This is a genomic window from Pseudomonas sp. GW822-FHT05A08, from assembly GCF_058800485.1.
Genome location: NZ_CM179511.1, coordinates 3898490 through 3924798 on the forward strand (window position 1 = coordinate 3898490; position 26309 = coordinate 3924798).

The 26309-nt window shown below is 64.8% G+C and carries 20 protein-coding genes; 5 read left to right on the top strand and 15 right to left on the bottom strand.

What is annotated here, in order from left to right; all coding sequences use genetic code 11:
• Positions 1-51: 51 nt before the first annotated feature.
• The 7 genes from AC3RCP_RS17365 to AC3RCP_RS17395 form a co-directional block, all read right to left on the bottom strand.
• A complete protein-coding gene (locus AC3RCP_RS17365; protein WP_492571307.1) occupies positions 52-1545 on the bottom strand; it encodes an aldehyde dehydrogenase in 1494 nt (497 codons plus the stop codon).
• A gap of 33 nt (positions 1546-1578) precedes the next feature.
• Positions 1579-2739 (bottom strand): acetylornithine deacetylase, encoded by a 1161-nt coding sequence (gene argE, locus AC3RCP_RS17370; protein WP_492571306.1) that lies wholly within the window; start codon positions 2737-2739, stop codon positions 1579-1581.
• On the bottom strand, positions 2732-3406 hold the full coding sequence (locus AC3RCP_RS17375) for a DUF1028 domain-containing protein (RefSeq protein ID WP_492571305.1): 675 nt from the start codon (positions 3404-3406) through the stop codon (positions 2732-2734). The genes argE and AC3RCP_RS17375 overlap by 8 nt, the downstream gene beginning before the upstream one ends.
• A gap of 10 nt (positions 3407-3416) precedes the next feature.
• The gene (locus AC3RCP_RS17380) at positions 3417-3827 is read right to left on the bottom strand and encodes a RidA family protein (RefSeq protein ID WP_007924833.1); all 411 of its coding nucleotides are present in this window, start codon (positions 3825-3827) and stop codon (positions 3417-3419) included.
• The gene (locus tag AC3RCP_RS17385; protein WP_492571304.1) at positions 3827-5143 is read right to left on the bottom strand and encodes a flavin-containing monooxygenase; all 1317 of its coding nucleotides are present in this window, start codon (positions 5141-5143) and stop codon (positions 3827-3829) included. Before AC3RCP_RS17385 ends, AC3RCP_RS17380 begins: the two co-directional genes overlap by 1 nt.
• A 144-nt stretch (positions 5144-5287) precedes the next feature.
• Positions 5288-6607 (bottom strand): LLM class flavin-dependent oxidoreductase, encoded by a 1320-nt coding sequence (locus AC3RCP_RS17390; protein WP_087090689.1) that lies wholly within the window; start codon positions 6605-6607, stop codon positions 5288-5290.
• A 16-nt stretch (positions 6608-6623) separates the two neighbouring features.
• Entirely contained in the window at positions 6624-7586 is a 963-nt protein-coding gene (locus AC3RCP_RS17395) for an ABC transporter substrate-binding protein (RefSeq protein WP_102680361.1), read from the bottom strand.
• A gap of 516 nt (positions 7587-8102) precedes the next feature.
• Here AC3RCP_RS17395 and mexE point away from each other — a divergent pair.
• Genes mexE through AC3RCP_RS17410 form a run of 3 tightly spaced genes read left to right on the top strand, consistent with a single transcriptional unit; the run spans position 8103 to position 13972 of the window.
• Positions 8103-9359 carry a multidrug efflux RND transporter periplasmic adaptor subunit MexE gene (mexE, locus tag AC3RCP_RS17400; RefSeq protein ID WP_007924837.1) on the top strand — a complete coding sequence of 419 codons (1257 nt, stop codon included), beginning with the start codon at positions 8103-8105 and terminating at the stop codon, positions 9357-9359.
• 15 nt (positions 9360-9374) lie between these two features.
• Positions 9375-12554 (top strand): efflux RND transporter permease subunit, encoded by a 3180-nt coding sequence (locus AC3RCP_RS17405; RefSeq protein WP_087090685.1) that lies wholly within the window; start codon positions 9375-9377, stop codon positions 12552-12554.
• Complete coding sequence (locus AC3RCP_RS17410) at positions 12551-13972, top strand: efflux transporter outer membrane subunit (protein ID WP_492571303.1); 1422 nt, start codon at positions 12551-12553, stop codon at positions 13970-13972. Before AC3RCP_RS17405 ends, AC3RCP_RS17410 begins: the two co-directional genes overlap by 4 nt.
• A 196-nt stretch (positions 13973-14168) precedes the next feature.
• Here AC3RCP_RS17410 and AC3RCP_RS17415 read toward each other — a convergent pair whose 3' ends face one another.
• The 3 genes from AC3RCP_RS17415 to AC3RCP_RS17425 are packed head-to-tail and all read right to left on the bottom strand — an operon-like array spanning position 14169 to position 17453.
• A complete protein-coding gene (locus AC3RCP_RS17415) occupies positions 14169-15116 on the bottom strand; it encodes an HlyD family secretion protein (RefSeq protein WP_492571302.1) in 948 nt (315 codons plus the stop codon).
• Positions 15113-15316, bottom strand: a complete 204-nt coding sequence (locus AC3RCP_RS17420; RefSeq protein WP_007924845.1) for a DUF1656 domain-containing protein — start codon at positions 15314-15316, stop codon at positions 15113-15115. Before AC3RCP_RS17420 ends, AC3RCP_RS17415 begins: the two co-directional genes overlap by 4 nt.
• Positions 15306-17453: an FUSC family protein gene (locus tag AC3RCP_RS17425; RefSeq protein ID WP_492571301.1), complete on the bottom strand. Its 2148-nt coding sequence runs from the start codon at positions 17451-17453 to the stop codon at positions 15306-15308. The genes AC3RCP_RS17420 and AC3RCP_RS17425 overlap by 11 nt, the downstream gene beginning before the upstream one ends.
• 290 nt (positions 17454-17743) lie before the next feature.
• On the opposite strand from AC3RCP_RS17425, the gene AC3RCP_RS17430 reads away from it, so the two are divergent.
• Entirely contained in the window at positions 17744-18799 is a 1056-nt protein-coding gene (locus AC3RCP_RS17430; RefSeq protein ID WP_492571300.1) for a tetratricopeptide repeat protein, read from the top strand.
• A gap of 351 nt (positions 18800-19150) precedes the next feature.
• On the opposite strand, the gene AC3RCP_RS17435 is transcribed toward AC3RCP_RS17430, so the two are convergent.
• From AC3RCP_RS17435 to AC3RCP_RS17455, 5 genes are all read right to left on the bottom strand, one after another.
• Entirely contained in the window at positions 19151-19528 is a 378-nt protein-coding gene (locus tag AC3RCP_RS17435) for a response regulator (RefSeq protein WP_007924849.1), read from the bottom strand.
• Positions 19529-19606: 78 nt separating this feature from the next.
• Positions 19607-20788 carry a hybrid sensor histidine kinase/response regulator gene (locus AC3RCP_RS17440; RefSeq protein ID WP_101338158.1) on the bottom strand — a complete coding sequence of 394 codons (1182 nt, stop codon included), beginning with the start codon at positions 20786-20788 and terminating at the stop codon, positions 19607-19609.
• Positions 20782-21387: a chemotaxis protein CheB gene (locus AC3RCP_RS17445; RefSeq protein WP_101338159.1), complete on the bottom strand. Its 606-nt coding sequence runs from the start codon at positions 21385-21387 to the stop codon at positions 20782-20784. Before AC3RCP_RS17445 ends, AC3RCP_RS17440 begins: the two co-directional genes overlap by 7 nt.
• Positions 21384-22199 (bottom strand): CheR family methyltransferase, encoded by an 816-nt coding sequence (locus tag AC3RCP_RS17450; protein WP_025808689.1) that lies wholly within the window; start codon positions 22197-22199, stop codon positions 21384-21386. The genes AC3RCP_RS17445 and AC3RCP_RS17450 overlap by 4 nt, the downstream gene beginning before the upstream one ends.
• Complete coding sequence (locus AC3RCP_RS17455; protein WP_101338160.1) at positions 22199-25666, bottom strand: response regulator; 3468 nt, start codon at positions 25664-25666, stop codon at positions 22199-22201. Before AC3RCP_RS17455 ends, AC3RCP_RS17450 begins: the two co-directional genes overlap by 1 nt.
• 264 nt (positions 25667-25930) lie before the next feature.
• Between AC3RCP_RS17455 and AC3RCP_RS17460 the strand changes: the two genes are divergently transcribed.
• Entirely contained in the window at positions 25931-26290 is a 360-nt protein-coding gene (locus AC3RCP_RS17460; RefSeq protein ID WP_101338161.1) for a response regulator, read from the top strand.
• Positions 26291-26309 lie beyond the last annotated feature (19 nt).

A 26309-nucleotide genomic window follows, 5' to 3' on the forward strand; every position in this document is an offset into this window, starting at 1 on the left:
TCCGTCTTGTTGTTCTATTTTTTTGAAGATCGGTGCCGCGTTTCGGGGGCCTCAGCCGCGCAGTTGAATCCAGGTGGTTTTCAGCTGGGTGTACTTGTCGAACGAATGCAGCGACAGGTCGCGGCCGAAGCCCGACTGCTTGCCGCCGCCAAAGGGCACGGTGACATCCAGCGCATCGACGGTGTTCACCGACACGGTCCCGGCATTCAGCCGCCGCGCCACTCGATGCGCGCGATTGAGGTCGTCGGTCCACAGCGAAGCGGCCAGGCCATAGATGTGCTGGTTGGCCAGGGCCACCGCCTGGTCTTCGTCGTCGAACAGCGTGACCGCCAGCACCGGGCCGAACACCTCTTCGCGGGCCAGGGTCATATCGGCGGTCACGCCCGTGAAGATGGTCGGCTCGATAAAGTTGCTCGAGCCGTCGAAGCTCAGTTGCCGACCGCCGCACACCAGCTGCGCGCCCTCGGCCTGGGCCTGTTCGATGTACCGTTTGATGCGCCGGGCCTGGCGCGCATCGACAATGGCCCCGGCCCGGCTCGCCGGGTCCAGCGGATTGCCCGGCTGCCACTGGCGCGCCTTGGCCGCCAGGCGCTCGATGAACCCATCGGCGATCGAGCGCTGCACCAGCAGGCGCGAGTTGGCCGAGCAGACTTCGCCCTGGTTGAAGAAGATGCCGAACGCGGCTTTCTCGGCCGCCAGGTCCAGGTCCTGGCAATCGGCGAACACCAGGTTCGGGCTCTTGCCGCCGCACTCCAGCCAGACCTGCTTGAGGTTCGATTGCGCGGCGTACTGCATGAAGTACTTGCCGACCTCGGTGGAACCGGTGAACACCAGGGCATCCACCTCCATGTGCAGGCCCAGGGCGCGACCGGCCTCCTCGCCCAGGCCCGGCACCACGTTGAGTACGCCCCTGGGAAGGCCGGCTTCGATGGCCAGCTCGGCCAGGCGCAGGGCCGAGAACGGCGACTGCTCGGCCGGCTTGAGCACCACGCTGTTGCCAGCGGCCAGGGCCGGGGCCAGCTTCCAGGCGGCCATGTCCAACGGGAAATTCCACGGCACCACCGCTCCGATCACTCCCAGCGGCACTCGGGTGATGGTCGCCAGGACATTGCTGGCGCTCGGCGCCACCTGGTCATAGAGCTTGTCGAGGCTTTCGCCGTACCAGGCAAATACATGGGCCGCGCCCGGCACATCGATATTCCAGGCATCCATCACCGGCTTGCCCATGCTCAGGGAGTCGAGCAAGGCCAGTTCATCGCGGTGCTCCAGCATCAGCTGCGACAGGCGCAGCAGAATCGCCTTACGCTCGCCCGGCGCCATCCTGGCCCAGGGGCCCTGCTCGAACGCACGACGGGCGCTGCGCACCGCCCGGTCGACCTCGACCGCACCGCAGGCGGCCACCTGGGCCAGGCGTTTCTCGGTGGCCGGGTTGACCACATCGAAGCGCGCGCCGCTCTCGGCCTGGCACGCCTCACCGTCGATAAAGGCGCTGTCGATCAGGCGTTGGCGCTGCGCCAGGGCTGTCCACTCGTTGAAATCTTTCACCGCGGATTCCTTGTTTTTATTGAAAAATCGTTATCAATGCTTGCAGAGGTATTCGGCCAGGCGGTCCATCAAGCGGTCGCAGGCCGCCATCTGCTCGACGCTGACGAACTCGTCCGGCTTGTGGCCCTGGTCCATGCTGCCGGGGCCGCAGACCACCGCCGGGATGCCGGCCTGGTCGAACAATCCGCCTTCGGTGCCAAAGGCCACGGTGCCGAAGGCATCGCTCCCGCACAGCTTCGCCACCCGTTGCGCGGCGGCGCTTTCGGGAGCAGTCGCCAAACCTGGATAAGCCGAGATCGCTTCGAAGCGGATCGCCGTATCGGCCTTGACTGCCTGCATCGCCGGCAACAGCTCCTGTTCGGCATAGCCTTGCAGTTCGTCCACCACCGCCTGGGGTTCGAAGGCCGGCAAGGCGCGCACCTCGAAGTCGAAGCGGCAGTCGGCCGGGACAATATTCAGCGCCGTGCCGCCCTGGATCACCCCGACCTGCACGGTGGAGAACGCCGGGTCGAAGCGGGCGTCGTGATGCTCCGGGGCCGCCAGGCGCCGGCCGATCTCCCCCAGCCGGCCGATCAGCCGCGCCGCCTGCTCGATGGCGTTGACCCCATAAGGCGCATAGGCCGAGTGGCACGGTGCGCCGTGCACATGGCAACGCATGGCCAGCTTGCCCTTGTGGCCGAGCACCGGTTTGAGCTCGGTGGGCTCGCCGATCAGGCACAGCGCCGGTTGCGGGATGCGCTGTGGCAGCACTTCCAGCAGGCTGCGCACGCCGAGGCAGCCGACCTCCTCGTCATAGGAGAACGCCAGGTGCACCGGCCGGCGCAGCGGGCTTTCGAGAAACAGCGGCACCGCGGCCAGCACCGAGGCCAGGTAGCCTTTCATGTCGGCGGTGCCGCGCCCGTAGAGCTTGCCGTCACGCTCGGTCAGGCTGAAGGGTTCGAGCGTCCAGGGCTGGCCGTCCACCGGCACCACGTCGGTGTGCCCGGACAGCACGATGCCGCCTTCCACCGCCGGACCGATGCTGGCCAGCAGGTTGGCCTTGGTCCGCTCGGCGTTGTAGATCAGCTCGCTGCTCACGCCCAGGCCGTGCAGGTAGTCGCGCACGAACTCGATCAAGGCCAGGTTCGAATCGCGGCTGACCGTGGCAAAGCCCACCAGCCTGGCCAGCAAGGCGCGGCTGCGCAGCTCACTCATCGCCCGGCACTCCGTAGCTCGGCGCCAGGGTCGGGTTGAGGGCGCGGGTCAGGTAGTCCTGCAACTGCGGCTCGTAGGCGCTCCAGAGTTTCTGCAACTCGCCGATGGGGTTGGCCTCGGCCCAGTCCACCCGCAGGTCGACGATCGGCCAGACCAGCTCGCCGACCACCGACAGCGCCGCCGAATGCACCGCGCCCGCCTCGCCCCCGGCGTCCTGCCCGGCCTGCAACGCGCTGAGCAGCCGCGCCGCCAGGCAGCCTTCGCTGCTTTCGAAGGCCTCGACCATGCGCTCGATCACCACGCTGTTGGCCAGCAGGTTGCCGGCCGCCACGCATTGCTCACCGGCCACGGCATTGTTAATGCCCAGTGCGTGGTTGCCACTGAATACCGCCGTACGCCCCCGGGCATCCACCACCGCCACCTGGCGGTACTGGCTGTAGCCGTTGCGGGTCAGCGCCTGGTCCAGGGCCTGCGCCGGCTCCAGGCCTTCGCCCAGGCCGTCGAGCACCTGGGGGCCGAGGGCCGGCAAAGTGATGTTCTGGCTCGACACCGCGCCCACGCCGCTGCGCAGCCAGGGGCAACGGGCGCCGACGGCGATGCTCGACGAGCTGATGGCAATGCCCAGCTGGCCGGTTTCGGCGCAGCGGCCGACGATGGAGAAAGTCATGGCGCACTCCTTATTCGGGGATGACCGCGATCACGTCGATTTCCATCAGCCACTGCGGCTGGCCCAGGGCGCTGACCACCAGTCCGGTGGAGATCGGGAACACGCCCTTGAGCCATTTGCCGACCTCCTGGTAGACCGGCTCACGGTAACGCGGGTCGATCAGGTAGGTGGTGGTCTTGACGATATGGCTGAGGTCGCTGCCAGCCTCTTCCAGCAGTTGCTTGACGTTGCGCATGGCCTGCTCGGCCTGGGCCCGCGGGTCGCCGAGGCCGACCAGCTGGCCATTGAAGTCGGTGCCGACCTGGCCGCGCACATACACGGTGTTGCCGGCGCGCACCGCCTGGCACAGGTCGTTGTCCAGGCTCTGGTTCGGGTAGGTGTCTTTGGTGTTGAACATGCGGATGCGGGTATGAGTAGGCATCAGCGGGCTCCCATGCGGCTGGCGGGTTGAGTGGCGGATTCGCGCTCGGCTTGGCGCTGCGCGGCGTCGCGATAATCGAAGTAGATGCGCTGTTTGACGATGTGCTCGGCGATGTGCCGGGCGTCGTGCCACACGCCCCAGATAAACGCCGAGCCGCGCCGCGACAGCCACGGCAGGCCGACGAAATAGACCCCGGGCTCGCTGGACACGCCGCGCTGGTGCCGGGGCTTGCCGTTGTCCTTGAAGGCGTCGACCTGCAGCCAGCTGTAGTCCACCGAATAACCGGTGGCCCAGATGATGGTGGCGACGTTGGCCTTGGCCAGGTCGAGTTCGAGGATCGGCCGGGTCAGGCACGGCGGGTCCGGCAGCATCACCCGGGCTTCGGGCTCTTGCGGCAGGTCCAGGCCGTTGCGGGCGATGTAGGCATCGGCGGCGTCGAGCAGCGCCAGGTAGTTTTCGTCGCCGCGGGCAATGTTCTCGGCCAGGTTGGCCTCGAAGCTGACCACGCCGTTATCGAAGGCCTTGGTCAGGCCAACCAGGGTCATGCCCTGGTGGGCCAGCCGGCGGAAGTCCACGGTATGCCCGCCACGGGCGCCGCTGACGGCGATGGTCACGTGCTCCTTGCCCGGCTGCATGGTCTCGGCATCCCACTCGCCGAGCACCCCCAGCCACCAGCAGAAATCACGGTTGCGGTAGGCCCGCGGCGGGCGGTCATGGGCCCCGACCGAGAGGTAGACCTGCTTGCCGGCGCGTTGCAGCTCATCAGCGATCTGCACCCCCGAAGAGCCCGCCCCCACCACCAGCACCGCGCCTTCGGGCAGCTGTTGCGGATTGCGGTAGGCCGCCGAGTGCATCTGCAGCACACGCTGATCCTGCGGGGCGATCGGCGGGATCACCGGGCACTGGAACGGACCGGTGGCCACCACCACTTGCCGGGCTTCGATCACCCCGTCGCTGGTGTCCACGGTGAAGCCCGGGCGGGCGGTGTTGCGCACCACTTTCCTGACTTCGACGCCAGTGCGGATCGGTGCGTTGAATTTACGGGCGTAGGTTTCGAAGTAGTCGGCGACCTGGTCCTTGCCGGCGAAGGCATCGGGGTCCAGGCCTTCGAATTCCAGGCCCGGAAAGCGGTCGTGCCAGGCCGGGCCGTTGGCCACCAGCGAATCCCAGCGCCCGGTGCGCCAGGCTTCGGCGACACGGTTGCGCTCCAGCACCAGGTGCGGCACGCCCAGGCGGCTCAGGTGTTCGCTCATGGCCACGCCGGCTTGGCCGGCGCCCACTACAAGCGTGTCGATTATTGTTTTATGGGTTGTCATGTCTGCGCCCTGTTGAGTGATCCCACGTAGGCAGCCGTGGGCGGTGTAGGACGCATTCTGGGAGAAGGCGGGAAATGCCGAAATTATGATTTTTGTGGTTGTTAGAGAGTAAAAAACTGTCTGGCTATCTGGGGTTTCTGTGCATCAACGCAGATTGCGCGGAATCCTCAGCCCGAGGTTTTCGCGCAAGGTGCTGCCCGGGTATTCGCGGCGGTACACCCCACGCTCCTGGAGCAAGGGCACTACTTCCTCGGTGAACCGGCGAAACTGCCCCGGGTGGCCGATATAGATGTTGAAACCGTCCACGGCCCGCGCCTCGAACCACTCACTCATCTTCGCCGCGACGGTTTCGGCGCTGCCGACAAAGGCACCCGGGCGCAATTGCCGGGAGGCTTGCACCGCCTGGCGCAGGCTGAGCCCTTCGCTGACCGCGCGATCGGTGATGCGCTTGGCCACCGTGAAAAAGCTGCTGCGGGCGAACTCCAGGGCCTGGGCCGGGAAAGGTGCATCCAGTTCGTACTGGCTGAAGTCGTGCCAGCCAAAGGAACGGCCGAACTCCAGCAGGGCCTGCTCGAAGCTGTGATCGGCCGCGTGATAATGGCGTTCGAGCTCCCGCGCCTGCTCGTCGCTATCGCTAACGAACACCTCGGCCCCCGGCAGCACCAGCACCTGCTCGGGATCGCGGCCCTGGCGCAGCGCGCGCTCCTTGATTTCCCGGTAGAACGCCTGGCCCTGCTCCAGGCTCGGGGCATGGGTGAAGACCACGTCGGCAATCGCCGCGCCCAGCTCACGCCCCTGTTCGGAATCACCCGCCTGGAAGATCACCGGCTGACCTTGTGGCGAGCGTTGCAGATTGAGTGGCCCGACCACGGAAAAATGCTCGCCCTTGTGATTCAGCGCATGCAGCTTGGCCGGGTCGAAATAACGCCCGCTGGCACGATCCCGGACAAAGGCGTCGTCCTCCCAGGACTGCCACAAGCCCTGCACCACCTGCACATGCTCCCGGGCCCGGCCATAGCGGGTGTCGTAGTCGTAGTGCTCGTCACGCCCGTAGTTGCCGGCGGTGCCGGCGTCGCCGCTGGTGACCACATTCCAGCCGGCGCGGCCTTTGCTGATCAGGTCCAGCGACGCCAGGCGGCGGGCGACGTTGAACGGCTCGTTATAGGAAGTGGTGAGCGTGCCCACCAGGCCGATATGCCGCGTGCTCACCGCCAGGGCCGAGAGCAGCGTCAGCGGTTCCAGGCGATTCAGGTAATGGGGCGGCGAACCCGGGGTGATGAACTGGCTGTCCACGATAAAGATCAGGTCGAACAACGCCGCCTCGGCCTGGCGCGCAATGTCGATGTACCAGTCGATATTGACGCTGGCGTCGGCCGGCAATTCGGGGTCCAGCCACAGGTTGTGCCGGCCGGGGCCACCGACACCCATGGTCAGGGCGCCCAGTTTCAGTTGTCGTGTGCTCATGGAAGGTCCTTGGTGGTTACGGCGCGGCCTGAAGCGTCACAGAAGGATTCTGCAAGGCGGCATTAAAGGAAGTGTCGAACAGGCTGGCGGCCGGGTAGGACTTGATCAGGCCAATGCCACTGAAGAAATCCACGGTCTTCTGGGCGTCGGCGATGTTCTGCGGGCTGATCGGCCCCACGTCGGTTTTCGCCCGACGGAACCAGGCACGGGCGATCTCGCGATCGGCGCGGGTGCGCTCGGCCCAGGCATCGGCATAGGCCTCGCTATGGGCGGGATCGTTTACGCTCCAGGACCGGGCTTTTTTCAGTCGTTGCAGGAAATCACTGATGGCCGCGCGTTTTTCTTCCAGGGAACGGTTGTTGCCGACCACGAAACTCTGCGCCGGGATCAGCCCTTGCGCCGTGGCGATCACCCGGCCGCCGCGCCGCTCCTGTTGCGTCACGTAGGGTTCCCAGGTGGCGATCACATCCACCGAGCCGCCTTCCAGCGCATGGAAGGCATCGAGGGCGCTGAGGTAGCGGATGTCCACCGCGTCACGGGGCACGCCAGCCTTGTCCAACGCGCTGAACAGCAGTTGCTGGCTCCAGGAACCCTTCCAGATCGCCACGCGTTTGCCGCGGATGTCGGCGACGGTCTTGATCGGCGAATCCTGGTTGACCACGATGGCCACCCCGGAAAGATTCTGCTGGGTGACCGCGATCACCTTGATCGGCGCCCCCAGGGCACCGAGGAACAGCGGCGGTGCATCCCCCAGCAACCCGAGGTCGAGGCTGCCGGAGTTCAGCGCTTCGGCCACCGGCGAGCCGGCGGTGAACTGCTTCCACTCCAGGGTATAAGGCAGGTTGTCGAGCACACCGGCGGCATCCATCACCGCGCGGGTGTTGTAGCTTTGGTCGCCGACGGTGAGGGTGAGCGCCGAGGCACCGAGGCTGATGGACGCGGCCAGCGCGGCCGCGGCCAGTTGCAGAAGTGTACGCAAGGCAATCTCCAGGAAGTCGAAAGTCGGGGCTGTAATTTATTTGGTTATATAAGAAGAGACCTTAAAAACCACAGCCTATAAGCTAACGACATCGAGGATCGCTGTAAAAGTCATTTTAGGAATAACTTAATATGCAAAATTTGCATTTAAAGACAAGCCTGGCGTAACGCACCTGCCGAAGCCCTCTCCCTCGCAACCCAGGCCTACCGCGAGCCGGCTCGCTCCAGCGGGGCAAATGCTGCTTTTCAGTCGGGTGCAAAACCCGTGGGTCGATCCACGATGGCTCGCGCCAGGATGAGTCCCCTCCCCGCGCTTCTGCCTCCTACCCTTGCAATCGCGGAAACAATGAAATTCCATTTAAGTAATTGATAGCACCCTAACGAAAGGTGCATGCTAGAGGGCTTTCATCGCGCTTATATCATTCCGAATGATAGTTACCTTCGGCTCATTCGATTCGTGCGATACAACCCCTGCCGAGCATCATCCGCCCATCTCAAATACATTGGCGGATGATCCATGGAACAGTCACTCAAACACTTACGCTTCCCTCTCGCATTATTGGCTGTGCTGGTGATGAGCGCCTGTGGCAAGGCGCCGCAAACGGCCGCCAACATGCCCGCCGCCAAAGTCAGTGTGGCCAAGGTGCTGGAGCAACCGGTCAACGAATGGGACGAGTTCACCGGGCGCCTCGAGGCGCCGGAAACCGTAGAGATCCGCCCACGGGTTTCCGGCCAGATCGACCAGGTGGCCTTCACCGAAGGCGCCCTGGTGAAAAAAGGCGACCTGCTGTTCCAGATCGACCCACGGCCGTTCCAGGCCGAAGTGCGCCGCCTGGAAGCCCAGCTGCAACAAGCCCGGGCCACCGCCACCCGCAGTGCCAATGAAGCCCAGCGCGGCCAGCGCCTGCTGACCAGCAACGCGATCTCCGCCGAGCTGGCCGACACCCGCACCAGCGCCGCCCAGGAAGCCCGCGCCGGAGTCGACGCAATCCAGGCGCAACTGGACGTGGCCAAGCTCAACCTGAGTTTCACCCGGGTCAGCGCGCCCATCAGCGGTCGCGTCAGCCGTGCGCAAATCACCGCCGGCAACCTGGTGACCGCCGATGTCACCCCGCTGACCAGCGTGGTCTCCACCGACAAGGTCTACGCCTACTTCGACGCCGACGAGCGTGTGTACCTCAAGTACACCCAGCTCGCTCGCCAGGGCCAGCGTGGCCAGACCACCCCGGTCTACCTCGGCCTGTCCAATGAAGAAGGCCACCCGCACCTGGGCCAGATGAACTTCGTCGACAACCAGGTCAACCCGCAGACCGGCACCATCCGCGGTCGCGCGGTGTTCGACAACGCCGACGGCAGCTACACCCCGGGCCTGTATGCGCGCCTGAAACTGGTGGGCAGCGGCACCTACTCCGCCGTGCTGATCAACGACGAAGCGGTGGGGACCGACCTGGGCAAGAAGTTCGTGCTGGTGATGGATGCCGACAACAAGCCGGCGTACCGCGCCGTCGAGCTGGGGCCGAAGATCGAAGGCCTGCGCATCGTGCGCAACGGCCTGAACAAGGACGACACCATCATCGTCAAGGGTCTGCAGCGCGCCCGTCCAGGCGCACCGGTCAGCCCTGAAGTGGTGCCGATGGCCAGCAAGGAAACCCTCGCCGCCCTGGCGCAACAAAGAAAGGCCCTGGAAGCCAGCAACCTGCCTCAAGTCGCCCCCGCCAAGGGCGCGTCTGAAGCGGCTGCGAAACTGGCCAGCGCTGCGACTCCACGCGGTTAAGGGAAAAGACTCAAGATGAATTTCTCCCAATTCTTCATTTCACGGCCGATCTTCGCAGCGGTGCTGTCGCTGCTGATCCTGATCGCCGGCTCCATCTCGCTGTTCCAGCTGCCCATCAGCGAATACCCGGAAGTGGTACCGCCGACCGTGGTGGTGCGCGCCAACTTCCCGGGCGCCAACCCGAAAGTCATCGGCGAAACCGTGGCCGCGCCCCTGGAGCAGGCCATCACCGGCGTCGAGAACATGCTCTACATGTCCTCGCAGTCCACCGCCGACGGCAAGATCACCCTGACCATCACCTTCGCCCTGGGCACCGACCTGGACAACGCCCAGGTGCAGGTGCAGAACCGCGTGACCCGCACCGAGCCCAAGCTGCCTGAAGAGGTGACGCGCATCGGCATCACCGTGGACAAGGCCTCGCCCGACCTGACCATGGTCGTGCACTTGACCTCGCCGGACAAACGCTACGACATGCTCTACCTGTCCAACTACGCCATCCTCAATATCAAGGATGAGCTGGCGCGCCTGGGCGGCGTCGGCGATGTGCAGCTGTTCGGCATGGGCGACTACTCGCTGCGGGTCTGGCTCGATCCGAACAAGACCGCTTCGCGCAACCTGACCGCCACCGACGTGGTCACCGCCATTCGCGAGCAGAACCGCCAGGTCGCCGCCGGTACCCTGGGCGCCCCGCCCGCGCCGAGCGCCACCAGCTTCCAGCTGTCGGTCAACACCCAGGGCCGCCTGGTGACCGAGGAAGAGTTCGAGAACATCATCATCCGCTCCGGCGACAACGGCGAGATCACCCGCCTGAAAGACATCGCCCGGGTCGAGCTGGGTTCCAACCAGTACGCCCTGCGTTCGCTGCTGAACAACCAGCCGGCGGTGGCGATCCCGATCTTCCAGCGCCCTGGCTCCAACGCCATCGAGATTTCCAACGAAGTGCGGGCCAAGATGGCCGAGCTGAAACAGAGCTTCCCGCAAGGCATGGACTTCAGCATCGTCTACGACCCGACCATCTTCGTGCGTGGCTCCATCGAGGCAGTGGTGCATACCCTGTTCGAAGCGCTGATCCTGGTGGTGCTGGTGGTGATCCTGTTCCTGCAGACCTGGCGTGCCTCGATCATCCCGCTGGTGGCGGTGCCGGTCTCGCTGATCGGTACCTTTGCCGTGATGCACCTGTTCGGCTTCTCGCTCAACGCCCTGTCGCTGTTCGGGCTGGTACTGGCGATCGGTATCGTGGTGGACGACGCCATCGTGGTGGTGGAAAACGTCGAGCGTAATATCGGCCTCGGCCTGAATCCGGTGGAAGCCACCAAGCGCGCCATGCGCGAAGTGACCGGGCCGATCATCGCCACCGCCCTGGTGCTCTGCGCGGTGTTCGTGCCGGCGGCCTTCATCAGCGGCCTGACCGGGCAGTTCTACAAGCAGTTCGCCCTGACCATCGCGATCTCCACGGTGATCTCGGCCTTCAACTCCCTGACCCTGTCGCCGGCCCTGGCCGCGGTACTGCTCAAGGATCACCACGCACCGAAGGACGGCTTCTCCAAGTTCCTCGACAGGTTGCTGGGTGGCTGGCTGTTCAAACCCTTCAACCGCTTCTTCGACCGCGCAAGTGGTGGCTACGTCGGCACCGTGCGCCGGGTAATCCGGGGCAGCGGCATCGCCCTGTTCCTCTACGCGGGCCTGATGGTGCTGACCTGGTTCGGCTTCGCCCACACGCCGATGGGCTTCGTCCCGGCCCAGGACAAGCAATACCTGGTGGCCTTCGCCCAACTGCCGGACGCCGCGAGCCTGGACCGTACCGAGGACGTGATCAAGCGCATGTCCGACATCGCCCTGAAGCAACCGGGCGTGGAAAGCGCGGTGGCCTTCCCCGGCCTGTCGATCAACGGTTTCACCAACAGCCCGAACAACGGCATCGTGTTCGTGACCCTCAAGCCCTTCGACGAGCGCAAGGACCCGAGCATGTCCGCCGGGGCCATCGCCGGCGCCCTGAACGGCAAGTACGCCGATATCCAGGAAGCCTACATGGCGATCTTCCCACCGCCGCCGGTACAGGGCCTGGGGACCATTGGCGGGTTCCGCCTGCAGGTCGAGGACCGCAGCGGCATGGGTTACGAAGAGCTGTATAAAGAAGTGCAGAACGTCATCGCCAAGAGTCGCAGCGTGCCGGAACTGGCTGGGCTGTTCACCAGCTATCAGGTCAACGTGCCCCAGGTCGATGCCGCTATCGACCGGGAAAAGGCCAAGACCCACGGCGTGGCCATCAGCGATATCTTCGACACCCTGCAGGTCTACCTGGGCTCGCTGTACGCCAACGACTTCAACCGTTTTGGCCGTACCTACCAGGTCAACGTCCAGGCTGAACAGCAGTTCCGTCTCGAGGCCGAGCAGATCGGCCAGCTGAAGGTACGCAACAACAAGGGCGAGATGATCCCGCTGGCGACCTTCATCAAGGTCAGCGATACCTCGGGGCCGGACCGCGTGATGCACTACAACGGCTTCGTCACCGCGGAAATCAACGGCGCGGCCGCACCGGGCTACAGCTCCGGCCAGGCGGAAGCGGCGATCGAGAAACTGCTCAAGGAAGAACTGCCCAACGGCATGACCTACGAATGGACCGAGCTGACCTACCAGCAGATCCTGGCCGGTAACACCGCGCTGTTCGTCTTCCCGCTCTGCGTGCTGCTGGCCTTCCTGGTACTGGCCGCGCAATACGAGAGCTGGAGCCTGCCGCTGGCGGTGATCCTGATCGTGCCCATGACCCTGCTGTCGGCCATCGCCGGGGTGATCCTGTCCGGTGGCGATAACAACATCTTTACCCAGATCGGCCTGATCGTACTGGTGGGCCTGGCGTGCAAGAACGCGATCCTGATCGTCGAGTTCGCCAAGGACAAGCAGGAAGAAGGTCTCGATCCGCTGGCCGCGGTCCTGGAAGCCTGCCGCCTGCGTCTGCGGCCGATCCTGATGACCTCGTTCGCCTTCATCATGGGTGTGGTGCCCCTGGTGTTCTCCAGCGGCGCCGGCGCGGAAATGCGTCATGCCATGGGTGTCGCGGTGTTCTCCGGGATGCTCGGGGTGACCTTCTTCGGCCTGCTGCTGACCCCGGTGTTCTACGTCCTGATCCGCAACTATGTGGAGCGCAGCGAAGCCCGCAAAGCGACCCGTGCCCTGAAACTGGAGGCGCAACAATGAGCCTGAAAGTCTTCCTGCCAAGCTTGCTGGCACTGGCCCTGAGCGCCTGTGCCGTCGGCCCGGACTACCAGACCCCGACCACCGAGGCGGCCCACATCACGGCCGCCACCGATGGCGCCGCGGGCCAGAAGAATTTCGACCGCGCGCGTTTCGAAGGCATCTGGTGGCAGCAGTTCGACGACCCGGTGCTCAACCAGTTGGTGACAAAGTCCCTGCAGGGTAACCGTGAATTGCGCGTGGCCTTCGCCCGTCTGCGGGCCGCCCGGGCGATTCGCGACGACGCCAGCAACGATGCGATGCCAACCATCACCAGCCGCGCCAGCAGCGATCTGGCCAAAGGTCAGATCCCTGGGCAGACAACCCGCCGGGTCAACAGCGAACGCTACGACCTGGGCCTGGACATGGCCTGGGAGCTGGACCTGTTCGGCCGCATCCAGCGCAACCTGGAAGCCAGCGAAGCCGACCAGCAGGCCGCCGAGGCCGACCTCTACCAGCTGCAAGTCACCATGATCGCCGAGCTGGTGGACGCCTACGGCCAACTGCGCGGCGCCCAGCTGCGGGAAAAGATCGCCCTGGCCAACCTGGACAACCAGCAGGAGTCGCGCAAGATCACCGAAAGCCTACGTGACGCCGGCGTCGGCGACCAGCTCGACGTGGTCCGCGCCGACGCACGCCTGGCCGCGGTAGAGGCCAGCGTGCCGCAACTGCAGGCCGAACAGGTGCGCCAGCGCAACCGTATCGCCACCCTGCTGGGCGAGCGTCCGGACAAGCTCAGTGTCGATCTCAAACCCGCGCAGTTGCCGGCGATTGCCAAGGCCCTGCCGATCGGCGACCCGGGCGAACTGCTGCAGCGCCGCCCGGACATCCTCAGCGCCGAACGCCAGCTGGCCGCCGCCACCGCGCGGATCGGCGTGGCCAAGGCCGACCTGTTCCCGCGGGTCAGCCTCAGCGGCTTCCTCGGCTTCACCGCCGGCCGTGGTTCGCAGATCGGCTCCTCGGCCGCCAATGCCTGGGCCCTGGGCCCGAGCATTACCTGGGCGGCCTTCGACCTGGGCAGCGTGCGCGCCCGCCTGCGGGGCGCCAATGCCGACGCCGACGGCGCCCTGGCGACCTACGAACAGCAAGTGCTGCTGGCCCTGGAAGAGTCGGAAAACGCTTTCAGCGACTACGGCAAGCGCCAGCAACGCCTGATCTCGCTGATTCGCCAGAGCGAGTCGAGCCGCGCCGCCGCCGACCTGGCAGAGATCCGCTACCGCGAAGGCACCGTCGACTTCCTGGTGCTGCTCGACGCGCAGCGCGAACGCCTGGCCGCCGAAGACTCCCAGGCCCAGGCCGAGGTCGACCTGTACCGTGGCATCGTCGCCATCTACAAGGCCCTGGGTGGCGGCTGGCAGCCTGAGACGGTCGCCAGCAAATAAGGCTTCAACCGAGCTCCTTTGGTTGGCCGCAACCAACCAAATTTTTGCCCCGTGTTCTCATTCGGTCACGGGGCTTTTTTTCGCCCATGGAACAGCATCGCAGGCAAGTCGGATCGCCGCCCGCTCCTACAGATTCATACGCTTTCGTAGGAGCGAGGCTTGCCCGCGATAGCGTCCTTCCCGGCACCGCCGCACGTTACTCCAGCACCGTCACCGTCGCCGTAGTCCCGGCGCGCAACCTGTCCTTGCCCGGGTAATCGGGGTCGATGGCGATCCGCACCGGCACCCGTTGCGCCAGCTTGACCCAGGTGTAGCTGGGGTTGATGTTGGCCAGCAGGCGGCTGCCCTGGGAGTTCTCACGGTCGGTAATGGCGAAGGCGATGCTCTGTACCTTGCCGCCGAAGGTCTCGCCGCTCATCAGCTGGATGCGCACCGCGCTGCCCTCCTCGATCCGCGGCAGCTTGGTCTCCTCGAAGTAGCCGCTGACATAGAAGGAAGCGCTGTCCACCAGCGCCAGCAAGGCCGCGCCGGCAGCGGCATGGTCGCCCTGGCGGGTCTGCAGGTTGGTCACGTAGCCGCTGACCGGGGCCTCGACCCGGGTGCGCTGCAGGTCCAGTTCGGCCTGCTTCAGCGCGGCCTGGGCCAGGTGCACGTTGGCCTGGGCCAGGCCGAGGTTGGCCTGGTCGCGCAACAGGTCGGCCTGGGCCACCGCCACATCGGTATTGGACTTCTCCCACTCCTCGCCGGAAATCGCGAAGCCCTGCTTCAGGGTCCGCCGCCGGCGCTCTTCGCTTTGCCGCTGCTTGAGCTGCGCCGCGCTGGCGGCAATCGCCGCCTCGGACTGGCCGAGGGTGGCGACCGCCACTTCCACCGAGCGCTTGGCATGTTCCACGGCCAGGGCATATTGCGCCGGGTCGATCTCCAGCAACAGCTGGCCCTTGTCCACGTGCTGGTTGTCCTGCACCCGCAGGCTGACAATGCGCCCGGCGACGTCCGCCGACAGGGTCACCACATCAGCCCGCACCCGTGCGTCGCGGGTCCAGGGCGCGCGGGTGTAATGCTCCCAGGCGAACCAGCCCAGCACCAGCGCCAGCACTACCGCCACCAGGGTGATCGAACGGGCCAGGGTATTTTTCAGATTCATAGGCTTCCCATCAACAGAATGACCGTGGCGCAGACGCAGGCATACAGCGCCCCTTCGAACAACGCTTCGTGCCAGACGAAACGCAATACACCGAGGCGCCGCAGCCCCCAGTCGAGCAGCAGGAAAATCGGCAAGGCCAGCAACAGGGCCTGGGCAATGGGCGGCAGGTAGACGCCGCCGAATTCGAAATCAATGGGCAAGGGCCGGTTCTCCTGTTTCCGTGGGTTGCAGCATGGGGCGGTAGCGCTCCAGGAAAGCGCCGACGATCAGCAGCGAAACGCGCATGCGGAACACCGACCACAGCTGTTCGTGGGCCTGGGGTCGGTCGTCGGCGTGCAACTGGTCCAGGTGGTCGCCCAGCTGCCGCAGCCGCGCCAGCAGCTCGTCTACATCCAGCCCCGGGCGCCCCGCCACATACCGCCCGACCCGCCGCAGCAACTGCTGCAGGTCGGCGTTGGCCGCGCTGCTCAGCCAGGGGTTGTCCAGGCTCTGCTGTTTGAGCTGGTTCATCGCCACGCCCAGGGTCATGCAGGCCAGGCTGGTCTCGAAACGTTCGGCGCAAACCCGGTCACCGGCGGCGGGCAACAGCCCGAGCATCTGGGTCAGGCGGTCGACCATGCGGCTCTCGAAGACAAACTGCTCCTCATCGCTGGCCGTGGTTTTCTGCAAGGCGTACACCTGCTCGCGGGTGTCGCGGAACAAGCGGCGAATGCGCAGCACCGGATTGAACGGGAAAATGAACGCATAGACCAGCAACGACAGCACCCCGCCGCTGACATAGGCCCCGGCGAACTCTAACCATTGAGCGGCATTGTTCTGCCAGGCGCCGATGTTCTGCGGGCCGATCATCAGCAGGCTCGACAGCCCCAGGCCCATGCCGATCCCGGCGGTCATCGGGCTGGCCAGGCCCACCGCGACCGTATACAGCAGCGGCACCAGCAACAGCGCCAGCCATTCGAAATCGCCGATCAAGGGCACCAGGGCGAAGACGTAGACCGCCGAGACCAGCAGCGCCAGGGCCTGGCCGCGCATATAGCTTTGCGCCGCCGCCAGGGGCCGCGGGAAGGTCGCCATCAGCGAACAGAGAATGCCCACCAGGACCATGCTCGAACGCGCGCCGTCCCAGGCGGTTTCGATCCAGATCAGCCCGGCGACCAGCAGCGCGGTGAAGGCCCGCAGCGCATTCATCGCCGCCAGCGGCCAGTCCAGGTGCAGTGGGTTTGAGCGACCCTGGCGGTACAGGCAACTGGCCTGGCGGCCGTCCTGGATGGCATCGCTGAATTCGAGAATGTCTTCGAGCTGCTTGAGCATCCGCGCCTGTTCCCAGCGCAGGGCCCAGGCCAGGGAACGCAAGGTGGCGGGCAAGGCATCGGCCTCGCGCTCGGCGCGCCGCGCTTGTTCGTCGAAACGCTGCTGCAAGTGCGCGAACTGCTGCCGCGAGGCGGCGGGCAAGGCACGCCCGTGCTGCGCCAGCTCGTCGAGAAACGCCAGCTCGTCGGCGCGCAGTTGCTGGATCGCCTCCGGCAACTCGCCGACCCAGCGCGCCCGTAACAACTCGCGCTGGTGGCGCAGCACGGTGAGGCGCGAGGTCAGCAGCACCAGCTGGTTGCCCAGCAATTGCACCAGGCCGTCGGCGCTGCGCAGGCGTGGCGCGTCGAAATACAGGTGGCGGCGCAACCCTTCCAGGGCGCTGATCTCGCCCAGCAACTGCATCTGCCGCTTGTGGAAGTCGGCCTCGCTTTCGTCGGTGCGAATCGCCGCCGCGGCGTGGGTCGCCAGCAACTTGAGCACCTGGTCGATCTTGGCGAAGTAACCATGGGCCACGGCCTCGGGCCGCGCCGTCAGCAGGCTGACCACGCAGACGCAGGCCACCGCCAGCAGGGTTTCGGTGACCCGGGTAATGGCCAGCATCAGGGTGTTGCCTTGGTCGGGGATCGCCAGCATCGCCACCACCACCGCGGTGTAGCCACTGAGCACGAACGCCTGGGAGCTGGTGTAGCGCAGCAAGGTGCCGCCGGCGGTGCACAACGCCAGCCACAGGCCCAGGGTGACCAGGAACGGCAGCGGCGCCTGGGGGAAGATCGCCATGATCAGCACCGCCACCGCGGCCCCCAGGGTGGTGCCGACCACCTGGCCGAAACTGCGGGCCAGGGCCATGCCGGCCAGGGGCTGGCTGACGATGATCACCGCCATCAGCGACCACTTGGGCTGGTCGAGGTCGAAGATGAACGCCAGGTACAGGGTCAAGAGGCCGGCGGCGATGGTACGCAGGGCGAAGCGCAGCACCGCGCCTCCCGGGTGGATCACGACCTTGAAGTAATTGATCAGTGGCTGCATGAGTGGGTTCTGGACAAAGGGGCACCTGCGGCTAGCGTAGTCAGTCTGCGGCCGGGAAAGCTTATCGTCCCGGCCTTCCCGGCAGGAAGGCAATTTTTCCCGAACTGTCGATCCTTCGCGCCAATCGCTTGGTCAAGCAGAGTGATTGGACCGGCCGGCACCGCTCTTCCAGCCTCGCCCCGCCGCAAAAACCCGAGTCGTGCTCGCCGCCCCGCAAGCGGGTTTGACTCCGAGGGGAAGCTGACCGAAGCTTGCGCCTTCGTAAAGCCGCCCCTGCCATGGATGCCTGCATGACCAAGCCCCGCCGCACCCTGTTGATCAGCCTCCTCGTCGTATTGGCCCTGGGCCTGGCGTGGCTGTTCCTGCGTACCACGCCACCGGTGGTGCCGGATGCGATCAGGCACGGTTACGGCAAGGCGCTGGAACAGGCGCGCAACGGCCAGCCCGGCGCGGCGCGGGTGCTGTATCAGCAGCTGGGGCGTCCGGACCTGTCAGACAGCCGGCGCATCCGCCTGCTCGCCGAACTGCACAACTACCCCAGCCCGCAGGCGCTGAAACTGGCCGACGCCGGCCTGCACCACGCCGAGCCCGAGGTCCGCGAGGCGGCCATTCAGGCAGTGCTCGGCCTGGTCCCGGCGCGCCAGCGCAGCCTGCTGATCGGCCCGCTGCTGGACGATGAAGTGCAAAGCGTGCGCTTCGCCGCCGTCACCGCCCTGCTCGGCTTGTCGCCGGATGAACAGGGCCTGTATTTCGGACCGCTGCAGCAAGTGATCGATGAGTACACCCAGGTGCTCAAGGCCCAGCCGGAGAACGTCGAGGCGCAATACCAACTGGCGCGCCTGTACCTGCACAACGCCAACCTGGACCAGGCCCAGCAGACGCTGGAGCACGCCTTGAGCCTGCAACCGGACAACCTGCAAGCGGTGATCTTGCAACTGGAGGTGCTCGACCGCCAGGGCCGCAGCGAAGATGCCCGCAAGCTGCTGGCCAAACAACTGCAGGCGCAACAGGATTCCGCCTACCTGCAACACGCCCTGGGCATGTGGCTGCTGCACCACGACCAGAGCGAGTTCGCCCTGCTCGGCCTGTCCCGCGCCGTGGAACTGGAGCCGAACAACGCCGACTACCGCTATGACCTGGCCACCACCCTGCACAGCGAAGAAGAGCTGGAAGCGGCGCAGAAACAGCTCGAGGAAATCGTCCAGCGCCAACCCGCCAACCGCAAGGCGCGGGTGCTGCTGATCAAGTATTGGAAGGAAAGCGGCCAGTTGCAGAACGTGCAGATCCTCCTGGCCCAGCTGGAGCAACAGAACCCCGACGATCCGGCCTTGCAGCAGGGCCTGTAAAGGCTATTCCCTGTAGCCGCTGCCGAGCTTGCGAAGCTGCGATCGACAACGCAGTTGTCGCAAAACCTGATTCTGCGGTGGACCAGGTGGAGTGCGCGGCCTGGATTTACGCCTGCTTTGCAGGCGAGCGCAGCCTCGCGGGCTCGGCAGCGGCTACAGGAGCGCGGCAGACTTCATGTAGCCGCTGCCGCAGGCTGCGATCGCCTGCGCAGCAGGCGCAAGTCCTGAGTTCAGGATCTTTCTGATCCACCGCAGAATCAGGCTTTGCGACAACTGCCTCGGCATGCCGCCCAGTCCGATCGCAGCCTCGCAAGCTCGGCAGCGGCTACAGCGCGGCGGTTGTAGAGAGGGTCACGCCAGCAGGCGCTGGATCTGCTCTTGCAGGCTGTCGAGGTCGAAGGGCTTGGCCAGGATCGGCGCGCTTCTCGCGATGGGGCTGCCGGATTCGAGAATCTCGGTGGGATAGCCACTGATGAAAATCACCTTGAGGTCGGGGCGCAGTTTCACCGCGGGTTCGGCGATCATCACCCCGGTAATCCCGCCCGGCAGCCGGTAGTCGGTGATCATCACATCCAGGTGCGGTTTGCTGGCGAGGATCTCGAATGCCTGCTCGCCGTTTTCCGCCTGCAACACCCGGTAGCCCAGGCCCGACAGATAGTCGGCGAGCAACATCAGAATCACCGGTTCATCTTCGACGATCAGTACGACGTCTTGTGCATCTTCACTCATGAGAAGCCTTTGTTCGGTCAATAGCTGCTGATACGACCATCCGGTCATCCAGAAGGTTGCGTGGGAGCCGGTGTTTTCCTACAGCGGCAGACAAACGCGAAACAGGGCACCTTCGCCGATCCTGCTGTCGACTTCGATGGTGCCGCCATGGGCGGTGACGATCTGCTCGGAAATGAACAACCCCAGCCCGAGCCCGGCCACCGCATGATTGACAGAGACGCGCTCGAACTGCTGGAAGATACGCGCCTGGTTTTCCTCGCTGATGCCGATCCCGTGATCGCGCACTTCGACCCGCGCCTGCCCGTCCGCGCTGTACACCCGCACTTCGATCGGGCTCTTGGCGCCATAGCGCAGGGCATTGGTCAGCAGATTGGAGATCACCTGTTCGATGCGGAACTCGTCCCACTGGCCGAGTACCGAGTCTTCGGCGCTCAGGGCAATCGACGACTCGGCAGCCTCGACCTGGGGCGCGAAACTCTCCAGCAGGCCGCGCACCAGCTGCACCAGGTCGACCCGGCTCGGGCGAATCGACAGCTTGCCGGTACGGATCCGCGAGATGTCCAGCATGTCCTCGATCAGGCGGATCAGGCTTTTGATCTGGCGCTCGTCGCGGTCGACCATGACATGCATCTTGTCCAGGGTGAAGGCGGCGGCGTTGTCGCGGGCCAGGTGCATCTTGCGCAGCTGGGTTTCCAGGATCAGGCCGTTCAGCGGCGTGCGCACCTCGTGGGCGACGATCGACATGAAATCGTCACGCATGCGCACCGCCTGCTCCAGCTCGTTCTGGGTCGCCTGCAACTGCTTGAGCAACGCCTCCTGCTCGCGCCGGCTCTGCTCCAGGGCTTCGACCTGCTGCTTCATGGCCTTGCTCTGCCGGTACAGGTCGACGAACACATTGACCTTGCTCTTCACCGCATGGGTATCCAGCGGCTTGTGCAAAAAGTCCACCGCGCCGCTTTCGTAGCCCTTGAAGGCATAGTCGAGCTCGCGCCCGGCGGCGCTGACGAACACGATGGGGATGTTCTTGGTCTTCTCGGTGCCGCGCATCAGCTCGGCCAGCTCGAAACCGTTCATGCCGGGCATCTGCACATCGAGGATGGCCATGGCGAACTCATGCTGGAGCAACAGCGACAATGCCTCGTCCGCTGACAGCGCCTTGTACACCTGGCGGTCCTCGCGCTTGATCAGCGCTTCGAGGGCCAACAGGTTCTCTGGCAGATCGTCGACGATCAGCAGCTTGGCTTGGATATTACTTAACATGCGATTCGTTCCAGCTCGACAAGCAGACGGCTGATGCCGTGCAAAGGGAGAATGTAATCCGGTCGGTGCAGCGCGATGGCCGCCTCGGGCATGGTCGCCACCTGGGCCTCGGCCGGGTCCTGGACAATGCTCAGGCCGCCGCGCCGCTTGACCTGGGCCAGGCCATGGGCGCCGTCCTGGTTGGCCCCGGTCAGCAGCACCGCGGCCAGGCGTGGGCCATAGGCATCGGCGGCGGAGTCGAACAGGTAATCGATGGCGGGACGCGAATGATGCACACGCTCCTCCTGGCTCAGGGACAGGCTGCGGTCCTGTTCCACCGACAAGTGATAACCGGGCACGGCGAAATACAGGGTGCCGCGCTCGATGGTCTGCTTGTCGCGGGCCTCTTTCACGGGCAGCGCCAGGCGCTGGGCGAACAGCTCGGCCAACTGGCTGCGATGCTCTTCGGGCAGGTGCAGCACCACCACTATCGGCAGGCTGAAGCCCTCGGGAAACGCCGTGAAGATTTTCAGCAACGCCTCGACGCCGCCGGCCGACGCGCCTATCACTATGGCCTCGACCCGCGGCAAGGCGGATTGCCCGATGGCGTCATCGTTCATGATTTGCGGTAGACCCGTTCTTGTTTGACCAGCGGCTCGAAATGCTCGCCGTAGGCCGAGAAGTCCAGGGTTTCCTTGCTGCCCAGCACCAGGAACCCACGGTGGCAGAGCGACTCGTGGAACAGGCCGAAGGCCCGGTCCTGCAACTTCTTGTTGAAATAGATCAGCACGTTGCGACAGGAAATCAGCTGGGTTTCGGAAAACACGCTGTCGGTCGCCAGGCTGTGATCGGCGAAGGTCACGTTCTCACGCAAGGTCTTGTCGAAGATCGCGTAGTCGTAGGCCGCCGTGTAGTAGTCGGCAAAGGAGCGCAAACCGCCGGCCTGCTGGTAGTTCTGGGTGTAGGCGCGGATGTTCTCCAGGGAAAAGATGCCCTGCTTGGCCTTCTCCAGGGAGCTGGGATTGATATCGGTGGCGTAGATGATGGTGCGCTCCAGCAACCCTTCCTCGCGCAACAGGATGGCCATGGAATAGACCTCTTCGCCGGTGCTGCAGCCGGCGATCCAGATCTTGATCGAGGGATAGGTCTTGAGCAGCGGCACCACTTCCTGGCGAATCGCCAGGAAGTGCGACGGGTCGCGAAACATCTCGCTGACCGGGATCGTCAGGAACTGCAGCAGCTGCATGAACGCGCCCGGATCGTGCAGCACCCGCTCCTGCAGGGCGGAAATGGTCTTGCATTCGAACTGGCGCAGCGCATGGTTGATCCGGCGCTTGATCGAGGCGCCGGAGTAATCGCGGAAGTCGTAGCTGTACTTGAGGTAGATAGCTTCGATCAACAGGCGCAGTTCGATCTCGGTATTGCGCTCCACTAGATTCTTTCCATCTTGGGTAACCAGACTCGAATGAGGGAAAACAGCCGGTCGAGGTCGATCGGCTTGGCCAGGTAATCGTTGGCGCCGGCCTGCAGGCAGCGCTCCTGATCGTCCTTCATCGCCTTGGCGGTCACCGCGATGATCGGCAGCTTGCGCCAGCGCGGCTGCTTGCGGATTTCCTGGGTGGCTTCGTAGCCGTCCATCTCGGGCATCATCACGTCCATCAGCACCAGGTCGATGTCCTCGACTTCGTTGAGCTTGGCGATCGCCTCATGGCCGTTGCGGCCGATGACCACGATCGCGCCTTTCTGCTCCAGGGCGCTGGTGAGGGCGAAGATATTGCGCACATCGTCGTCCACCAGCAGGACCTTGCGTCCCTCGAAGACCTTGTCGCGGCTGCGGGCGGCCTTGAGCATCTTCTGCCGCTCGTGGGACAGCTGCGACTCGACCTTGTGCAGGAACAGGGTCACTTCATCCAGCAGGCGCTCGGGCGAGCGCGCGCCCTTGATGATGATCGAGCGCGAATACTTGCGCAGCTCCGCCTCTTCGTCGCGGGTCAGGTTGCGCCCGGTGTAGACGATCACCGGCGGGAACGAGCAGATGTCCTCGGTGGACATGCGCTTGAGCAGGTCGTTGCCGAGCATGTCCGGCAGCTTCAGGTCGATGACCATGCAGTCGTAGAGGTTGTCGCGCAGCAGCTCCAGGGCCTCCTGGGCCAGGCCGACGGCGGTGATCTCGATGTCGTCGTCGCCGATCAGCCGGGCGATGCTGTCGCGCTGCAGGTCGTCGTCCTCCACCAGCAGCACACGCTTGACCTTCTGGGTGAGCTTGGCCTCCAGGCGGGCGAACACATCCTTGAGCTCTTGCCGAGTGGTGGGCTTGACCGCGTAGCCGATGGCGCCCATGTGCATGGCGGCCTCGACCCGGTCTTCCACGGAGATCACATGCACCGGGATATGCCGGGTGGTGGCATGCGCCTTGAGGCGCTGCAACACCGTCAGGCCGGAATGATCCGGCAGGCGCATGTCCAGCAGGATCGCGTCCGGCACGAACTGCTCGGCCAGGCTGTAGCCCTCGTCGGCGCCGTGGGCCACCAGGCACTGGTAACCCAGCTCGTGGGCCAGGTCATACAGAATATGGGCAAAGTTCGGTTCGTCCTCCACCACCAGGATGCAGCGGGTGGCGAACGGCGCCTTGTCGCGATCGTCGGCGAAACGCGCAATCTCCACCTCGGGCACCGGCGGTGCAGCCGGCTTGCTCGGCACCGGCATCACCCGCACGGCGGCGGGCCTGGCCGCCTCTTGCGGCTCTGGTGCGTGCTCGACGTACTGTTCCGGCAGCACCAGGGTGAAGACACTGCCCTGCCCCGGCTCGCTGGCGACCGTGATCGAACCGCCGAGCAATGCCGCCAGGTCGCGGGAAATCGACAACCCCAGGCCCGTGCCGCCATAACGGCGATTGGTGGTGCCATCGGCCTGGCGGAAGGCTTCGAAAATGCTTTCCTGCTGTTCCGGGGCGATGCCTATCCCTGAGTCGCGCACAGCAAAGGCAATGCCCGCCTCGGGCTCGCGCGACACGGTCAGGCTGACCTGGCCCTTCTCGGTGAACTTCACCGCGTTGGACAGCAGGTTCTTGAGAATCTGCTCGACCCGCTGGCAGTCGGTGAACAGCATCGAAGGCGCGCCAGGCTGCAACTCGACACGAAATTCCAGGCCCTTGTCCGCGGTCAGCGGCTGGAACAGCCCGCGCAGACCTTCCACCAGGCGCGCGACGCTGGCGTTTTCCGGGCGTACTTCGAGCTTGCCGGCTTCGACCTTGGAAATATCGAGAATGTCGTTGATCAGGTTGAGCAGATCGTTACCCGCCGAATAAATCGACTCGGCGAACTGCACCTGTTCGGCAGTGAGGTTTTCCTCGGCGTTTTCCGCCAGCAGCTTGGCCAGGATCAGCGAGCTGTTCAGCGGCGTGCGCAGCTCGTGGGACATATTGGCGAGGAATTCCGACTTGTACTTGCTCGAACGCTGCAGCTCCTCAGCACGCTCCTGCAACTGCACCTGGGCCTGGTTCAGCTCGCCGTTCTTGCGGTCCATGGCGTCGCGCTGCTCCGCCAGCTGCTCGTTGGTCTGCTCCAGTTCCACCTGCTGGGCCTCCAGGTGCACCTGGGACTCCTTGAGCACCCGCGACTGTTCCTCGAGCTCCTCATTGGCGGTCTTCAGTTCTTCCTGTTGCACTTGCAGCTCTTCGTTGAGCTGCTGGGTTTCGGCCAGCACTTCCTGCAGGCGCTGGCGATAACGCGCGCCCTCGATGGCGGTGCCGATATTGCCGGCGATCAGTTCCAGCAGCTCGACATCACGCTCGCTAAGGGCGCGCAGGAAGCCCAGCTCGATCACCCCGTTGACCCGGTCGTCGTCGCTGGTCGGCACCACCAGCACGCTGCGCGGTACGCCTTCGCCCAGGCCGGAGCTGACCTTGAAGTAATCGGCGGGCACCTCGTCCAGGCGGATCAGCCGGTCCTGCTGGGCCGCCTGGCCGACCATGCCTTCACCGAGGAAAATCGACTGTTCGCGCTCTTCCTGCTCGCGGGAGAAGCCGTAGGCGGCCACGCGCTTGAGGCCGCCGTGCTCTTCACGCACGTACAGCGCCGCCACCACGCTGCCCAGGTATTGCGCGCAGAACTGCAGGAGGTTGCGCCCCAGCAGGTTCAGCGTCAGTTGCCCCAGCAACTGCTCGGCCAGTTCGGTCTGGCCACTGCGCAGCCAGGCCTGTTGCGCCAGGCTCCGGGCACTTTGCTGCTGGGCCTCGAGGTTGGCGCTGTAGCTCTTCGACAGGTTGAGCAGGTCGCGGCGCCCGATATAGGCCAGCAGGCCGCTGATCACCACCACGAACAGCAGGTACAGGACCACGCTGAGGATCGTGGTGCGCGTGACATTCTCGTTGCGATCGACCCGCAGTTGCTGCTCCATCGCCACCGCTTCGTCGTACTCCTTGCGCATCTGGTCGGTCAGGCGCTTGCCCCGGCCGGACTGCACCGAGCGGCGATAATCGCCCTCCTGGCGGCGCATCTCGATCATGTTTTTCGCGTGCAGGCCCCACTCTTCCTGCAAGGCTTCCAGGCGCTTGAAGCGATCCACCTGCTGTGGGTTATCCGCCACCAGCCCGCGCAGCTCGCGCAATTCGCTGAAGATCTGCGGCTTGGCCACTTCATACGGGTCGAGAAAATGCTCGTCGCCGGTGATCAGGAAGCCGCGCATGCCGGTTTCCAGGTCGACCGTCAGCTTGGCCGCCTGGTTGATGCCGTTGATCACCCGATCGCTGTGCTGGACCCACTGGATCGCCGAGAGCAGATAGCTGATCAGGGACACAAAGACCACCGCGCTGAGCACGCCCACGCCCAGGGGAAGCGCGATGTTGCGGCTTAGCAGCTTGCGAAAACTCTGTTCATCGACCGAAGACGAAGAGATCATTGAAAGGCCTTGGTAAAGGGTCAAAAACCATGGAGTTTGCCCCAAAGGAGGGCAGCGTATCTATGCTTGCGACAAGCTCGGTGGCAATTTTTCATCCTGCACTGCCCACCCTCGAGCAGACAGGTTATTCTGGCACAGCTTGTACAGGATTACTTTTTTGTACAGCTTTGGGAACTTGTCATTGCGCGTTATTTACTGATGCAAGAGACAAGCACTTTTTTCCGCTGCCGTCCTTTTTTTCCATTTATTTTCGAGAGCCTTGCCATGTCCCCCACCGATTCCACCATCCTGGTCGTCGAAGACGATGCCATCGTGCGCATGCTGATTGTCGATGTGCTGGAGGAGCTGGAATTCAAGGTGCTGGAAGCCGCGGGCAGCGAAGAGGCCCTGGCCCGGTTGCAGGACCGCGCGCTGCGGATCGACCTGATGATGACCGACGTCGGCCTGCCCGGCATGGACGGCAAGGAACTGGCGGCCAGCGCCCGCGCCTTGCGCCCGGAGTTGCCGGTGCTGTTCGCCAGCGGCTACGCGGAAAACATCGAGGTGCCCGCCGGTATGGCGGTGATCGGCAAGCCCTTCTCCATCGACCAGTTGCGCGACAAGGTCCGCGCCATCCTCGGCTGAACCCTCGGTAACCCGCGCC

Bases quoted from the DNA above. Each gene is read 5' to 3' on its own strand.
- AC3RCP_RS17430 (WP_492571300.1), top strand. From the start codon at position 17,744: ATGACCAAGCCCCGCCGCACCCTGTTGATCAGCCTCCTCGTCGTATTG.
- AC3RCP_RS17410 (WP_492571303.1), top strand. From the start codon at position 12,551: ATGAGCCTGAAAGTCTTCCTGCCAAGCTTGCTGGCACTGGCCCTGAGC.
- AC3RCP_RS17440 (WP_101338158.1), bottom strand. From the start codon at position 20,788: ATGTTAAGTAATATCCAAGCCAAGCTGCTGATCGTCGACGATCTGCCA.
- AC3RCP_RS17385 (WP_492571304.1), bottom strand. From the start codon at position 5,143: ATGACAACCCATAAAACAATAATCGACACGCTTGTAGTGGGCGCCGGC.
- mexE (WP_007924837.1), top strand. From the start codon at position 8,103: ATGGAACAGTCACTCAAACACTTACGCTTCCCTCTCGCATTATTGGCT.
- AC3RCP_RS17375 (WP_492571305.1), bottom strand. From the start codon at position 3,406: ATGACTTTCTCCATCGTCGGCCGCTGCGCCGAAACCGGCCAGCTGGGC.
- AC3RCP_RS17405 (WP_087090685.1), top strand. From the start codon at position 9,375: ATGAATTTCTCCCAATTCTTCATTTCACGGCCGATCTTCGCAGCGGTG.
- AC3RCP_RS17425 (WP_492571301.1), bottom strand. From the start codon at position 17,453: ATGCAGCCACTGATCAATTACTTCAAGGTCGTGATCCACCCGGGAGGC.
- AC3RCP_RS17380 (WP_007924833.1), bottom strand. From the start codon at position 3,827: ATGCCTACTCATACCCGCATCCGCATGTTCAACACCAAAGACACCTAC.
- AC3RCP_RS17460 (WP_101338161.1), top strand. From the start codon at position 25,931: ATGTCCCCCACCGATTCCACCATCCTGGTCGTCGAAGACGATGCCATC.
- AC3RCP_RS17445 (WP_101338159.1), bottom strand. From the start codon at position 21,387: ATGAACGATGACGCCATCGGGCAATCCGCCTTGCCGCGGGTCGAGGCC.
- AC3RCP_RS17455 (WP_101338160.1), bottom strand. From the start codon at position 25,666: ATGATCTCTTCGTCTTCGGTCGATGAACAGAGTTTTCGCAAGCTGCTA.
- AC3RCP_RS17415 (WP_492571302.1), bottom strand. From the start codon at position 15,116: ATGAATCTGAAAAATACCCTGGCCCGTTCGATCACCCTGGTGGCGGTA.
- AC3RCP_RS17435 (WP_007924849.1), bottom strand. From the start codon at position 19,528: ATGAGTGAAGATGCACAAGACGTCGTACTGATCGTCGAAGATGAACCG.
- argE (WP_492571306.1), bottom strand. From the start codon at position 2,739: ATGAGTGAGCTGCGCAGCCGCGCCTTGCTGGCCAGGCTGGTGGGCTTT.
- AC3RCP_RS17390 (WP_087090689.1), bottom strand. From the start codon at position 6,607: ATGAGCACACGACAACTGAAACTGGGCGCCCTGACCATGGGTGTCGGT.